Annotated in this window: 1 protein-coding gene (running past one end of the window); it reads left to right on the top strand. The window is 74.7% G+C overall.

Features of this window, described 5'->3' with window-relative positions; translation table 11 throughout:
• On the top strand, window positions 1-16,108 hold the 3' portion of the coding sequence (locus AB0K21_RS41270) for a type I polyketide synthase (RefSeq protein ID WP_364158039.1). 12,827 nt of this gene lie to the left of the window's left edge; 16,108 of the gene's 28,935 nt are visible here — the last part of the coding sequence; its start codon lies off the left edge, out of view; it ends in the stop codon at window positions 16,106-16,108.

Below are 16,108 nucleotides of genomic sequence, written 5' to 3'. Positions count from 1 at the left end.
GGCGCCGACGGCCGGCGCGGCGGACCCGGCGGACGAGCGGTTCTGGGCGGCGGTGGAGCGGGAGGACCTCGACTCGCTGGCCTCGGGACTGGACGTGGGCACGGGGACACTGGCCGCGGTGGTACCCGCGCTGTCCTCTTGGCGCCGCCGGCAGCGGGCCCGGTCCACGGTGGACTCCTGGCGCTACCGCGTCGCCTGGCGGCCGGTGATCGGCCCCGCCTCCACCTCCCTGTCGGGCACGTGGCTGCTCGTCACCCCGGAGGGCCTGGAGGGCGACGACGTCGCGGACGCGCTCACCGCGCACGGCGCGCGGGTCCGCAGGGTCGCGCTCGACGAGTCGTGCACCGACCGCGCCCTGCTGGCGCGCGTGCTGACCGGTCCGCCGTCCGGAGCTCCGGACGGTGACGGTGCGCTTGGCGACGCCGGGGGACCGGACGCCTCGCCCGGCGAGGAAGAGCACATCTCCGGCGTCGTGTCCCTGCTCGCCCTCGCCGAGCAGCCCGCCGACCGCTACCCGGAGCTGGCCGTCGGTCTGGCACTCACCGTCGCGCTCGTGCAGGCCCTGGGCGACGCGGAGATCGACGCGCCCCTGTGGTGCCTCACCACGGGCGCGGTCTCCACCGGCCGGTCTGACCAGGTGACCAACCCCGTCCAGGCTCAGGTCCACGGCGTGGGCTGGACGGCCGCGCTGGAGCACCCGCGACGATGGGGCGGCCTGGTCGACCTGCCGGGGACGCTCGACCAGCGCGCGGCGCGGCGGCTGGCGGGCGTCCTCGCGGGCGGCGGCGGCGAGGACCAGCTCGCGATCCGGCCCTCCGGCCTGTTCGCCAGACGGGTGGTGCCGGCGCCGGTATCGGCGGCGGATCGAGAGCCGGCACGCGGCTGGGCGCTGCGCGGGACCACCCTGGTGACCGGCGGCACCGGAACGCTCGCCCCGCACCTGGCCCGCCGGCTCGCGGCCGAGGGGGCCGAGCACGTGGTGCTGACCAGCCGCCGTGGCATGGACGCCCCCGGCGCGGCCGAACTGCTGGCCGAGCTGGCCGAACTCGGCACGACCGCCACGACGGTGGCGTGCGACGTGTCCGACCGCGACTCCGTCGCCGGTCTGCTCGCGCGGCTGCGGGCGGAGGGCCACGTCGTCCGTACGGTGGTGCACACCGCCGCCTCCATCGAGCTGCACACCCTGCAGGACACCACCATGGAGGCGTTCGCCGAGGTGGTACGGGCCAAGGTCGTCGGCGCCCGGCACCTGGACGAGCTGCTGGACGCGGACGAGCTCGACGCCTTCGTGCTGTTCTCCTCGACGGCGGGGATGTGGGGCAGCGGGCGGCACGCGGCCTACGTGGCGGGCAACGCCTTCCTCGGCGCGCTGGCGGAGAACCGGCGTGCCCGGGGGTTGCCGGCCACGTCGATCTCCTGGGGCATCTGGTCGGACGACCGCGATCTCGGCCGGGTCGATCCCGAGCAGATCCGGCGCAGCGGGCTCGTGTTCATGGAGCCGGACCTGGCGCTCGAAGGGTTCCGGCAGGCGCTGGCCGGCGAGGAGACCGTGCTGGCCATCGCCGACATCGACTGGGAGCGGTACCTCCCGGTCTTCACCTCGGCGCGGCCGAGCCGGCTGTTCAGCGAGGTGCCCGCGGTACGGCGGCTGGCCGAAACCGCCGGGCGGCCGGCCGTCGCCGCGAGCGACGGGGAATTCGTCACCCGGCTGCGCGGGCTGCCGGCGTCCGAGCGGGACCGCCGGCTGCTGGAGCTGGTGCGCACCCAGGCGGCGACCGTGCTGGGCCACGCCTCGGCCGACGCCGTCGCCGAGCGGCAGGCGTTCCGCGACATGGGCTTCGACTCGGTGACCGCGGTCGATCTGCGCAACCGGCTGGCCGGCGCGACGGGCCTGGCACTGCCCAGCACGCTGGTGTTCGACCACCCGAACCTGGAGGCGCTGGCGGAGTTCCTGCGCGCCGAGATCGCCGGAACGCAGGCCGGGCCGGCGGCCGTGGCAGGCCCGGCGCGGGCCGCCTCGGACGAGCCGATCGCGATCATCGGGATGGCCTGCCGCTACCCGGGCGGGGTCCGCTCACCGGAGCGGCTGTGGCAGGTCGTGGTCGACGGGGTCGACGCGATCTCCGGATTCCCCGCCGACCGGGGCTGGGACGCGGAGGGGCTCTACGACCCCGACCCGGGCCGGTCCGGCAAGACGTACTCCACGTGGGGCGGCTTCCTCCACGACGCGGCGGAGTTCGACGCCGACTTCTTCGGGATCTCGCCCCGGGAGGCGCTGGCGATGGATCCGCAGCAGCGGCTGTTGCTGGAGACGGCCTGGGAGGCCGTTGAGCGGGCCGGGATCGCCCCCTCGTCGCTGCGCGGCAGCCTGACCGGCACCTTCATCGGGTCCAGCTATCAGGACTACGGCCTGGCGATGGCCGGGGGGAGAGAGGGCCTGGAAGGCCATCTGATCACCGGCACCATCTCAAGCGTGCTGTCCGGCCGGGTGTCGTACCTGTTCGGGCTGGAGGGCCCGGCCGTCACGCTGGACACGGCGTGCTCGTCGTCACTGGTGGCGCTGCACCTGGCCTGTCAGTCGCTGCGCGACGGTGAGAGCTCGCTGGCGCTGGCCGGTGGGGTGACCGTGATGTCCACCCCCGATGCCTTCATCGGGTTCAGTCGGCAGCGGGCGATGGCCCCCGACGGTCGGTGCAAGGCGTACTCCGACTCGGCGGACGGGATGAGCCTGGCCGAGGGGGTCGGGCTGCTGCTGGTGGAGCGGCTGTCCGACGCCGAGCGCAACGGGCACCCGATCCTCGCGGTCATCCGCGGGTCGGCGATCAACCAGGACGGCGCGTCCAATGGGCTGACCGCGCCGAACGGCCCGTCGCAGCAGCGGGTGATCAGGCAGGCGCTGGCCAACGCCGGGCTCTCAGCGGTGGACGTCGACGCCGTGGAGGGCCACGGGACCGGTACGGCGCTGGGCGACCCGATCGAGGTACAGGCGCTGCTCGCGACCTACGGACAGGACCGGGACCCGGACCGCCCGCTGCTGCTGGGGTCGGTCAAGTCCAACATCGGGCACTCCCAGATGGCCTCCGGCGTCGCCGGCGTGATCAAGATGGTCATGGCGATGCGGCACGGCCTGCTGCCCAGGACCCTGTACGCGGACACCCCGTCGTCGCACGTGGACTGGACCGCGGGCGCCATCGAACTGCTCAGCGAGCCGAGGGAATGGGTACGCGCCGGGCATCCGCGCCGGGCCGCGGTGTCGTCGTTCGGGCTCAGCGGCACCAACGCCCACATGGTGCTGGAGGAGGCGCCGCCCGCCGCCGCACGTGCGGGGACGGCCGAGCCCGTCGTCGTTCCCGTGCTGGTGTCGGGCAAGAACGAGCAGGCCCTGCGCCACCAGGCGGGGCGGCTGCTGTCCCTGCTGGAGGAGTCGCCCGGTCTCCACCCCACAGACGTCGCCTTCTCCCTGGCGACCTCGCGGTCGCACCTCGACCAGCGCGCGGCGCTGGTCGGGCGGGAGCGCCAGGAGATCGTCGACGGGTTGCGGGCGCTGGCCGAAGAGCCGCCGGACGGCGCCGCCGTTCCGGGGGGCGTCGCGCGCGGCACCGCCGTCCGCGGCTCGCTGGCCTTCATGTTCACCGGCCAGGGCGGCCAGCGCGCGGAAATGGGCCGCGAGCTGTACGGTCGCTTCCCGGCGTTCGCGGACGCGCTCGACGAGGTGCTGTCCCACCTGGACACGGACCTGGACCGCCCGCTGCGCGAGGTGCTGTTCGCCCCCGCGGGTACGGCGGAGGCCGCCCTGCTGGATGAGACCGGCTACACCCAGCCGGCGTTGTTCGCCTTCGAGGTGGCCCTGTTCCGGCTGCTCGAATCGTGGGGCATCAGGCCCGACCACCTCACGGGCCACTCGGTCGGGGAGATCGCCGCGGCGCACGTCGCCGGTGTGCTGTCGCTGCCGGACGCGTGCACCCTGGTGGCGGCCCGCGCCCGCCTGATGCAGGCGCTGCCCGCCGGTGGGGCGATGGCCGCCCTTGAGGCCCGCGAGGAGGAGGTGCTCCCGCTGCTGGCCGGGCGCGAGGACCAGGTGTCGATCGCGGCGGTCAACGGCCCGGCTTCGCTGGTCGTCGCCGGCGAGGAGGACGCCGTCCTGGAGATCGCGGCGCGGCTCGCCGCCGGGGGGCGCAGGACCAGGCGGCTCCAGGTCTCCCACGCGTTCCACTCACCGCGGATGGACGCCGTGCTCGACGACTTCGGCCGGGTCGCGCGCGGTCTGTCGTACGCGCCTCCGGAGATCCCGGTCATGTCGAACGTGACCGGCGAGCCGGCGACCGCGGAGCAGCTCTGCTCGCCTGACTACTGGGTGGAGCACATCCGGCGACCGGTTCGCTTCGGCGACGGCGTGCGCCGGCTGGCGGAGCAGGGCGTCGTCACGTTCCTCGAACTCGGCCCCGACGCCGTGCTCACGGCCATCGCCGCCGACTGTCTCGCCGACCACCCAGGCGCCCAGACGGTCCCCGTGGCGCGCCGGGACCGAGACGAGGAGCAGGCCCTCACCGCCGCGGTGGCCCGGCTGCATCTCCGGGGCGTCGCCGTGGACTGGAGAGGGTTCTTCGCCGGCACCGGCGCCGAGACGGTCGACCTGCCGACCTACACCTTCCAGCGCCGGAGGTTCTGGCCGGACGCCGGGGCGGCCGCCGTACCCGCATCCTCCGGTGCGGCGGACACGGACTTCTGGGACGCGGTGGAACGCGGTGATGTGGCGGCGCTGTCAGCGGGGCTGGCGGTCGGCGGCGACACGCTGGAGGCGCTGCTCCCGGCGCTGTCCTCGTGGCGCCGCGACCGGCGGGAGCGCTCCGCCGTGGACGGCTGGCGGTACCGATCCGTCTGGAAGCCGCTGCCCTGGTCGCCACTCACCGCGCTCTCCCCGGAGCTCTCTCCGGACGTACGAGCCCGGTTGCTCGTGGTGATCCCGGCGGGGCACGCGGGTGAGGAGTGGACGACCTCGCTCGCGGGCGCGCTGGGCGCGGAGGCCGACCGGATCGAGGTCGGCGAACCCGACCGGGCGGCGCTGGCCGTGCGGATACGGGAGTTGTGCTCCGCCGGACCTCGGCCCATCGGGATCGTGTCGCTGCTGGCGCTGGACGAGCGGGACGTCGCCGGCTGTCCGGGGGTTCCCGCCGGTCTGGCGCTGACGGTCGCACTGGCGCAGGCCCTCGGCGACGCCGGGGCCGAGACACCCCTGTGGTGCGTGACCCGCGGCGCGGTGTCGGTGGGGCGCTCGGAACAGGTGTCCCGGCCGGTGCAGGCCGCCGTGTGGGGTCTGGGCCGGTCCGTGGCGCTGGAGCAGCCGCATCTGTGGGGTGGGCTGGTCGACCTGCCGGAGAACCTCGACTCCATCACGATCTCCCGCCTGATCGACGTGCTGTCCGGCATCCAGGACTCCGGCCTCAAGGATGAGGACCAGCTCGCGGTACGCCCTCCGGGGGTCTTCGGCCGCCGCCTGGCGCACGCTCCGATCGGCGAGAATCCCGTCGCGCGGGAGCTCGCCCCGCCGGGCACCGCCCCGACCGGCGCAGGCACCGAGTCCTTCGGCGGAGGCACCGTACTGATCACGGGAGGCACCGGTGCGCTCGGGGCGCGGGTCGCCCGCTGGGTGGCCGGTGCGGGTGCCGCGCACCTCCTGCTGGCCGGCCGCCGCGGGCCGGACGCCCCGGGCGCGGCCGAGCTGCGGGACGAACTGGCCGGCCTCGGCGCCCAGGTCAGCGTCGTGGCCTGCGACGTCGCCGATCGCGACGCCGTGGCCGCCGTGCTGGCCGGAATCCCGGAGGAGCAGCCGCTGACCGCGGTCTTCCACGCGGCGGGCGTGGTCGACGACGGGGTGCTCGACGGATTGACGCCGGAACGCCTCTCTGCGGTCCTGCGGTCGAAGGCGGTCGCCGCGCTCAACCTGCACGAGCTGACCGAGCACATGGACCTGTCGGCGTTCGTGCTGTTCTCCTCCACGTCCGCCACCTTCGGCTCGCCGGGGCAGGCCAACTACGCGGCCGCGAACGCCGTGCTCGACGCGCTGGCGGAGCACCGGCGCGCGCGGGGGCTCGCGGCGACATCCATCGCCTGGGGTCCGTGGGCCGGGTCGGGCATGGCGGTGGACGCCGCCGGCGTGGAGAACCGGATGCGCCGGGCCGGTCTGGAGATGATGCCCCCGGACCTGGCGATCCTCGCGCTGCGGCAGGCGATCGAGCACGACGACACGACGCTGACCGTCGCCGACGTCGACTGGTCCCGATTCGTCGGCGCCTTCGCCGCGATCCGGCGCAACCCGCTGGTGAGCGACCTGCCCGAGGTCGCCGCGGCGACGGGGGCCGGGGCCACGGGCGATGGAGGGGACGAGGCCGCCACGGCCGAGCCGCCGTTCCGGCGACGGCTGGCCGATCTGCCCGCCACCGAGCAGGGCCGGGCCGTCCTGGACCTGCTGCGCGGCCGGGTGGCCGCCGTGCTCGGCCATGCCGACGCCGACGGCATCGCACCGGACCGCCCGTTCAAGGAGCTGGGCTTCGATTCGCTGACCACCGTCGAGCTGCGCAACGCGCTGGTCGCGACGACGGGGCTGACCCTGCCGGCGACGCTGGTGTTCGACTATCCCACCCCGAGCGCGCTGGCGGACTTCCTGCTGGCCGAACTGCTCGGCTCGATGCCGCACGAGGAGGCACGGCCCGGGTCGCGGGCCGTGACGGCACACGCCGCCGATGACGATCCCATCGTGATCGTCGGCATGAGCTGCCGGTTCCCCGGCGGGGTGAGCTCCCCCGAGGATCTGTGGCGGCTGCTGGTGGACGGGGGAGAGGGCGTCTCCTCCTTCCCCGACGATCGGGGATGGGACCTGGACGCGCTCGCCGGAGGGATGTCGGCCACGAGCGTCGGCGGCTTCCTGCGGGACGCCACCGAGTTCGACGCCGAGTTCTTCGGCATCTCGCCGCGTGAGGCGCTGGCGATGGACCCGCAGCAGCGCCTGGTGCTGGAGGCGTCCTGGGAGGCGCTGGAGCGGGCCGGCATCGATCCCCTCGACCTCCGGGGCAGCGACGGCGGCGTCTTCGTGGGCACCAACGGCCAGGACTACGTCGGCCTGCTCAAGGGTTCCGGCGCGGACGTGCAGGGGCACGTGGCCACCGGCACCACGGCGAGCGTCATGTCGGGGCGGCTGTCCTACACGCTGGGGCTGGAGGGTCCCGCGATCACCGTCGACACCGCGTGCTCGTCCTCCCTGGTCGCCCTGCACTGGGCCGCGCAGGCCCTGCGGGCCGGCGAGTGCTCGCTGGCGCTGGTGGGCGGCGTCTCGGTGATGTCGAGCCCGGACTCGTTCGTCGAGTTCAGCGCCCAGGGCGGCCTGGCCCCCGACGGGCGGTGCAAGGCGTTCTCCGACGCGGCCGACGGCACCGGCTGGTCGGAAGGCGTCGGCGTGCTCGTGCTGAAACGCCTGTCGGACGCGCGGCGAGACGGTCATCCGGTCCTCGCCGTCGTGCGCGGGTCGGCGGTGAACCAGGACGGCGCGTCGAACGGGCTGACCGCGCCGAACGGCCCGTCGCAGCAGCGGGTGATCCGGCAGGCACTGGCCGCGGCGGGGCTGTCCCCGGCCGAGGTCGACGCGGCCGAGGCGCACGGCACCGGCACGGCGCTGGGCGACCCGATCGAGGCGCAGGCCCTGCTGGCGACGTACGGCCAGGAGCGGGATCACCCGCTCCTGCTGGGATCGATCAAGTCCAATCTCGGCCATACGCAGGCGGCGGCGGGTGTCGCCGGTGTGATCAAGATGGTGCTGGCCATGCGGCACGGCATGCTGCCCAAGACGTTGCACGTCGAGGTACCGGCGTCGCACGTGGACTGGTCGTCCGGGGCCGTCGAGCTGCTGACCGAGCCCCGGCGGTGGACGGGGAAGGGACGACCGCTGCGGGCCGGCGTCTCCGCCTTCGGGATCAGCGGCACCAACGCCCACGTGATCCTGGAGCAGGCGCCCCTGGACGAGCGGCCCCCCGGCGAGCAAGGCGAGCGGAGGGTTCCCGCGGTCGTGCCGTGGGTCGTCTCCGGCCGGACCCGGGAGGCGCTGCGGGCCCAGCTCGACCAGGTACCGGCCGCCGACCGCGGCCTCGATCCGGTGGACGTCGGCTACTCGCTGGCGAGCCGGTCGATGTTCCGGCACCGCGCGGTGCTGCTGGCCACCGCCGACGGCGTGTCGGAGGTCGCGCGTGGCGAGGCCGCCACCGTCGCGGGCAGGTCGGCGATGCTGTTCGCCGGACAGGGCTCCCAGCGCCCCGGCATGGGCCGGGAGCTGTACGCCAGGTTCCCGGTGTTCGCGCAGGCACTGGACGCGGTGCTCGCGCAGTTCGACGTCGAGCTGGACCAGCCGCTGCGGACCATCCTGTTCGCCGAGGCGGGGTCGCCCGAGGCCGAGCGGCTTGACCAGACCCGGTGGACGCAGCCCGCGCTGTTCGCGGTCGAGGTGGCCCTGTTCCGCCTGGCGGAGTCGTGGGGACTGCGCCCGGACCTGGTGGCCGGGCACTCGATCGGCGAGATCGCCGCGGCGCACGTCGCCGGTGTGCTGACGCTGGCGGACGCGTGCACCCTGGTCGCCGCCAGGGGGCGGCTGATGCAGGCGCTACCGGCCGAGGGCGCGATGGTCTCGGTGCAGGCCACCGAGGAGGAGGTTCTCCCGCTGCTCGCCGGGCGCGAGCACGAGGTGTCGATCGCCGCGGTCAACGGACCGTCGGCGGTGGTGGTCGCCGGGGTGGAGGGGCCGGTCACCGAGATCGCCGCCCACCTCGCGGCCGAGGGTCGCAAGACCACCCGGCTGGCCGTCAGCCACGCGTTCCACTCGCCGTTGATGGACCCCATGCTGGAGGAGTTCCGCCGGTCCGTACGAGGGCTCGGGTTCTCCCCGCCGGCCATCCCGCTCGTCTCCGGCCTGACCGGCGAGCCGATCGCCGTCGAGCGGCTCTGCTCACCCGGCTACTGGGTCGACCACGCCCGGCAGGCGGTCCGCTTCGCCGACTGCGTGCGCACCCTGCGCGGTTCCGGCGTGAGCACGTTCGTCGAGCTCGGCCCGGACGGCGTGCTGTCCGCGCTGACCCAGCACTGCCTGGCGGCCGACGGCACCGAGGCGGGCACCCTGGTCGTGCCGATGCTGCGTAAGGACCGCGGCGAGGAGGCGTCGGCCGTGGACGCGCTGGCCCGGCTGCACGTCCACGGGCTGCCGGTGGACTGGCGGTCCCTGTTCGCCGGATGCGGCGCGCGCCGCGTCGACCTGCCCACCTACGCCTTCCAGCGCCGGAGGTACTGGCCCGAGGCCGTCGCCCCGGCGGTCGGCTCAGCGGGCGGTTCGATCGGGGACCCGGTGGACGCCGAGTTCTGGGCCGCGATCGAGCGTGCGGACCTGACGTCCGTGGCGGCCACGCTGGATCTGGAGGCGGACTCGCTGTCGACGGTGCTGCCCGCGCTGTCGTCCTGGCGCCGCTCGCGCCGCGAGCGCACCCTCGTGGACTCCTGGAGCTACCGGGTGGCGTGGAAGCCCCTGGCCGCCGTGCCGTCCACCCCGCCGTCCGGGAGATGGCTGGTGGCCGTCCCGGCCGGTGGGGCCGAGGCGGAGTGGGCGGAGGTGCTCGATGCCGTGGGCGCCGCCCTGGCCGGCCCCGATGCCCTGACGCGTCTCGACGTCACGCACACCGACCACGCGTGGCTGGCCGCACAGCTCGCCGAACAGCTCGGCGGCCCGGAGGCCGACGGCCGGGCGCCGACGGGGGTGATCTCCCTGCTGGCGTTCGCCGGGACGGGCGGTGACGGTCTGCCCGAGGTGGCGTCGACGGCCGCGCTGGTGCGGGCGCTGGGCGACGCGGGTGTCGACGCGCCGCTGTGGTGCGTCACCCGAGGCGCGGTGTCCGTGGGCAGATCCGACGCACCACCGAACCCGGGTCAGGCCGCGATCTGGGGCCTCGGCCGGGTGGCGGCGCTGGAGCACCCCCGGCGCTGGGGCGGCATGATCGACCTGCCCGGGCTGCTCGACCGGCGGGCCGTCGCCCGGTTCGCCGGCGTGCTGGCCGGCGGCCCGGACGGCGAGGGCGAGGTCGCCGTACGCGCCTCCGGGGTGTTCGGCCGTCGGCTCGTCCCGGCCCCGGCCGGGGACGCCGACCGGTCGTGGCGACCTCGTGGCACGGTACTGGTCGCCGGGGACACCGGAGTCTCCGGCGAGCGCATCGCCCGCCGGCTGGCCGACGCGGGGGCGGACCGGGTCGTGCTGGCCGGGTGCTTCGCCGCGCCGGAGCCCGCCGAGGTGGATCCCCGGGTGACGAACAGGCACTGCGACCTGGCGGATCGGGAGGCCGTGGCCGCCCTGCTGGCGGAGTTCCCGCCGGACGCGGTCATCTACGCCGAGGAACCGGCCGAGGCCGCCCCGCTGGCAGAGACCGAGCCGGCGGACCTGGCCGAGACCGCCGCGGCCTACGCCGCCGGGGCGATCCACCTGGACTCCCTGCTGGAAGAGCGGGAGCTGGATGCGTTCGTCGTGTTCTGTTCGCTTTCCGGTGTCTGGGGCGTCGCCGGCCGAGGTGCCGCCGCCGCCGCGGAGGCGGTCCGGGACGCACTGATCGAAGCGCGCCGCGCCCGAGGCGCGGTGGGGACCGCCGTCTCCTGGTCGGCATGGGCGGACAGCGGCCTGGCCGCGGACAGGGGGATGGACCTGCACCTGCGGGCGAACGGGCTGCCCGCGCTGGCGCCGGAGCTCGCGCTCGGCGCGCTGGGCCGGATCGTCGCGAACGGTGAGAGTGCGGTGACGGTCGCCGACGTGGCGTGGGACCGGTTCGCCCCGGCCTTCCTCGCGGTGCGGCCGACCTCGCTGCTGGACGAGCTGCCCCAGGCCCGGCGGGCGATCGAGGCGGTGGACGGCGCCCACGACGGCGAGCCCACCGCGGCGGCCGCGCTCCGGGACCGTCTTCGCGGGCTGCCGGCGGCCGAGCGTCCGGGCCTCGTCCTCGAACTGGTGGTGGCCAGGGCAGCCTCGGTCCTCGGGCACGCGGACGGCACCTCGATCGAGGCCGACCGGGCCTTCCGGGACTTCGGGTTCGACTCCCTCACCGCGGTCGACCTGCGTAACCAGCTCAACGCCGCGACCGGGCTGACCCTGCCGGCCACGCTCGTCTTCGACCACCCGACACCGGTGGAACTCGCCGAACACCTGGCGGCCCGGGTGCTCGGCGAGGAGAGCCTCGGCGAGGAGAGCCGGGCGCCCGTATCGGCCGCGCTCTCGGACGACCCGGTCGTCATCGTCGGCATGAGCTGCCGGTATCCGGGCGGCGTCCGCTCGCCGGAGGACCTGTGGCGGCTGGTCACCGGTGAGGTGGACGCGGTCGGCGTGTTCCCCGCCGACCGGGGCTGGGACCTGGAGGTGCTGTCCGGTGGGGACGCCGACGGGCGTGGCCGCAGCACGGCGGCCGGAGGCGGTTTCCTCTACGACGTCGCCGACTTCGACCCGGGTTTCTTCGGCATCTCGCCCCGTGAGGCGATGGTGATGGACCCGCAGCAGCGACTGGTGCTCGAAGCCGCCTGGGAGGCGTTCGAACGGGCGGGCATCGACCCCGCCGGCCTGCGGGGCGGCGATGTGGGCGTCTACGTCGGCGCCACCGGTGGTGACTACCGGCCGCCTCGCGATCATCACGGCCACGCGCAGACGGCCCAGGCGGCCAGCGTGATCTCCGGCCGGCTGTCCTACACCTTCGGCCTGACCGGGCCCGCGGTGACCGCGGACACCGCCTGCTCCTCGTCCCTGGTGGCGTTGCACCTGGCCGCGCAGGCGCTGCGGTCCGGGGAGTGCTCGCTGGCTCTCGCCGGTGGTGTCACCGTGATGTCCACCCCGGTGGGCTTCGTCGAGTTCGGCGAGATGGGGGCGCTGTCCCCGGACGGCCGGTGCAAGGCGTTCTCCGACGCCGCCGACGGCACGGGCTGGGCGGAGGGCGTCGGCATGCTCGTCGTCGAACGGCTGTCGGACGCCCGGCGCAACGGCCATCACGTGCTGGCGGTCCTGCGCGGTTCGGCCGTCAACCAGGACGGCGCGTCCAACGGGTTCACCGCGCCGAGCGGCCCGTCCCAGCAGAAGGTGATCAACCGCGCCCTGGTCGCTGCCGGGCTGACCTCGTCCGACGTGGACGTGGTGGAGGCGCACGGCACGGGCACCAGGCTGGGCGACCCGATCGAGGCCCAGGCCCTGCTGGAGACCTACGGTCAGCATCGGGAGCGACCGGTGCTGCTCGGGTCGATCAAGTCCAACATCGGGCACACCCAGGCGGCGGCCGGAGTCGCCGGACTGATCAAGATGGTCATGGCGATGCGGCACGGGGTGGCGCCGAGGACGTTGCACCTGGACGCGCCGTCGTCGCATGTGGACTGGTCGGCGGGCGCGGTGGAACTGCTGACCGAGTCCAGGCCGTGGCCTGACGCCGGACGCCCGCGCCGGGCCGGGATCTCGTCCTTCGGAGCCACCGGCACGAACTCACACGTGATCATCGAGGAGGCGCCGCCCGCCGACCACACCGAGCCGTCACAGGTCGCCACCGGGCTCCACGGGACCCTTCTGCCGGTGCCGCTGTCGGCCAAGAGCCCGGCCGCGGTGCGGGCACAGGCGCTACGCCTGCTCGACCACCTCGCCGAGCACCCCGAACTCGACCTGGCCGATCTCGCCTACTCCCTGGCCACCACCCGGTCGAGCTTCCGGCAGCGGCTCGTCGTCCTGGCCGGCAGCCGCGCGGAGCTGGTGGACGGCCTGACCGCGGCGGCGGACGGAAACCCGGCTCCCCACGTGCTCGACGGCCGGATCGGGCGAGCGGGCAAGACGGCGTTCCTGTTCACCGGCCAGGGCAGCCAGCGGGCGGAGATGGGCCGCGAGCTCTACGACCGGTTCCCGGTCTTCGCCGATGCGCTCGACGCCGTGCTGGCGCACCTGGACACCAGGCTGGACCGCCCGCTGAGGAAGATCCTGTTCGCCCCGGCGGGCACCCCCGAGGCCGAGTTGCTCGACGGGACCGGGTGGACCCAGCCGGCGCTGTTCGCGGTCGAGGTCGCCCTGTTCCGCCTGCTGGAGTCCTGGGATCTCACCCCTGACCTGCTGATCGGACACTCGGTCGGCGAGCTGGCCGCGGCGCACGTCGCGGGCGTGCTGTCACTGGAGGACGCCTGCGCGCTGGTGGCGGCCAGAGGCGCGCTCATGCAGCGGCTTCCGGCCGGCGGCGCGATGGTCGCCGTCCAGGCCGGCGAGGAGGAGGTGCTGCGGGCGCTGGCCGGGCACGAGCACCAGGTCTCCGTCGCCGCGGTCAACGGCCCAAAGGCCGTGGTGATAGCCGGGCTGGAGCGGGCGGTGCTCGACGTGGCGGGCGCGCTGGCGGAGAGCGGGCGCCGGACGAGGCGGCTGCGGGTCTCGCACGCGTTCCACTCGCCGCTGATGGAGCCGATGCTGGCGGACTTCCGGGCGGTCGCCGAAGGCGTCTCCTACTCCGCGCCGCGAATTCCGGTGATCTCGAACGTGACCGGCGACGTCGTCACGTCCGAGCTGTGCTCTCCGGACCACTGGGTGGCGCACGTACGGAGCGCCGTACGGTTCGCCGACGGGATCCGGGCGGCGCACGAGGCGGGGGTGACCCGTTACGTCGAGATCGGCCCGGACGGGACCCTGACCGCGATGGCCCGTGACACCATCCCCGCGGAGGCCGAGGTGGAGCTGGTCCCCCTGCTGCGCAGGGACCGCGACGAGCACCGGGCCCTCGTCACCGCGCTCGCCCGGCTGCACGTGCACGGGATGAGTCCCGACTGGACCTCGATCTTCGCCGGTACCGGCGCCCGGCCGGTGGACCTGCCGACGTACGCGTTCCAGCACGAACGATTCTGGCCCGAGACGGGGCAGGCGGCCGTGACCGGTGCCCCGGACCCGGTGGACGCGGAATTCTGGGCCGCCGTCGAGGAAGAGGGCACCGAGGCGCTGGCCTCGCGGCTCGACGTGGACGGCGACGCGCTGGCCAAGGTGTTGCCGGCGCTGTCGTCATGGCGCCGGGAGCGGCGCCGCAGGTCCACCATGGACGCCTGGCGGTACCGAATCGCGTGGAATCCGCTCACCGGCGACGGCGCGGAGGCGCCGGGCCGGACCGCGGCGACCGGCCCCTGGCTGGTCGCGCTTCCCGAGAAGCCGACGGCGGACGCCTGGACGAGCGCGGTGATCGACGCGATCGGAGCCATGGGCGCGGAGGTCGTACGCCTGGAGGTGGCCGACCTCACCGCCACGTCCCAGGACCGGGCCGCGCTGGCCGAGCGGCTGAGCGTACCCGCCGGAGCCCGACCGTACGCCGGAGTCGTGTCGCTGCTGGCCCTGCGGGAGTCCCAGGACTCCCAGGAGTCATGTGAGTCCTTGGAGGCCGGAGTTCCCGATGGGCTCGTGCTGACCACGCTGCTGATCCAGGCACTGGGCGACGCCGGTGTCGACGCGCCGCTGTGGTGCCTCACCCAAGGCGCGGTCGCGGCCGCTCCGGACGATGGTCTGCGCAGTCCGGCGCAGGCCGCCGTCTGGGGCCTTGGCCGAGTCGCCGCGCTGGAGCAACCGCAGCGGTGGGGCGGTCTGATCGACCTGCCGGAGAACGTCGACCGGGGAGTGGCGCGACGGCTGGCGAGCGTACTGGCCGGGCTGGACGGCGAGGACCAGGTCGCCGTCCGAGCCTCCGGCGTGTACGCGCGGCGGCTGGTGCAGGCTCCCGCGGACAGGGCCGACAGGCCCGACGAGTGGGAGCCGTCCGGAACCGTACTGATCACCGGTGGCACCGGCGCACTCGGCGGGCATCTGGCCCGCTGGCTGGCCCGGCATGGCGCGGAACACCTGTTGCTGGCCGGCCGGCGGGGGATGGACGCCCCCGGTGCCGCCGAACTGCGCGCCGAGCTGGCCGGGCTGGGGGCCCGGGTGACCGTCGTCGCCTGCGACGTGGCCGACCGGGATGCCCTGTCCGCCGTGCTGGCCGCCATCCCGGCCGAGTTTCCGCTGACCGGTGTGGTGCACGCCGCGGGCGTGCTCGACGACGGCGTGGTGGACGGGTTGACGCAGGAGCGGTTCGAGACCGTGTTCCGCGCCAAGGTGACCTCGGCGGTCGTGCTGGACGAGCTGACCCGAGAGCTGGATCTGCCGGTGTTCGTGCTGTTCTCGTCCGCGGCGGGGACGCTCGGCACTCCCGGCCAGGGCAACTACGCCGCGGCCAACGCGGTGCTGGACGGCCTGGCCGAGCGGCGGCGCGGGCGCGGGCTCGCGGCCACCTCGGTGGCGTGGGGGGCCTGGGCCGGTGGCGGCATGGCGGAGGTGGCCGCGGCGCAGGAGGCGTCCCGGCGCATGGGCGTGCGCCCGATGGACCCCGAACTGGCCGTCTCCGCGCTGAGCGGCCTCGTCGCCGGGGGTGAACCGGTCGCCGTGGTCGCCGACATCGAGCACGAGCGGTTCGTCCGCTCCTACACGGCGGGCCGGCCCAGCAGGCTGCTGTGCGAACTGCCGGGATACCGTGAGCTGGTCGAGTCGGCGGGCTCGGCGCGGGAGGCCGGGCAGTCGGCGTCCGCCCTGCGGGACAGGCTGGCCGGCCTTGCCGGCTCCGAGCGGCTCGGTGTGCTGCTCGACCTGTTGCGCGGTCAGATCGCCATGGTTCTCGGGCACTCCGGCCGCGAGGCGATCGGTGCCGATCAGGCGTTCCGGGACCTGGGGTTCGACTCCCTCAGTGCGATCGAGCTGCGTAACCGGCTCACGGCCTCGACGGGACTGAAACTGCCCTCCACGCTCATCTTCGACTACCCGACCCCGGAGGCCCTCGCCGGTCACGTGATCGAGCGGCTCCTGCAGGAGACGGGCGCGGTCTCGGGGGTCGACGAGGAGGAGGCGCGGGTGCGGGCGCTGTTCGCGTCGCTGTCCATGACCAGGCTGCGGGAGATCGGCGTGCTGGACGCGCTGCTGCACCTGACCGGTGCCCCGGAGGCGTCCACCGATGACGAGGCCGATGACGCGCTCGACTCGATGGGACTCGACGAGCTGGTGCGGGCGGCCCTCGACGGTGGAGCGCAGTGA

Source organism: Streptosporangium sp. NPDC049248, from assembly GCF_040678965.1.
Taxonomy (GTDB): Bacteria; Actinomycetota; Actinomycetes; order Streptosporangiales; family Streptosporangiaceae; genus Streptosporangium; species Streptosporangium fukuiense.
The sequence above is the reverse complement of the archived record's forward strand: the minus strand, read 5'-3'. Positions and strand labels throughout refer to the sequence as shown.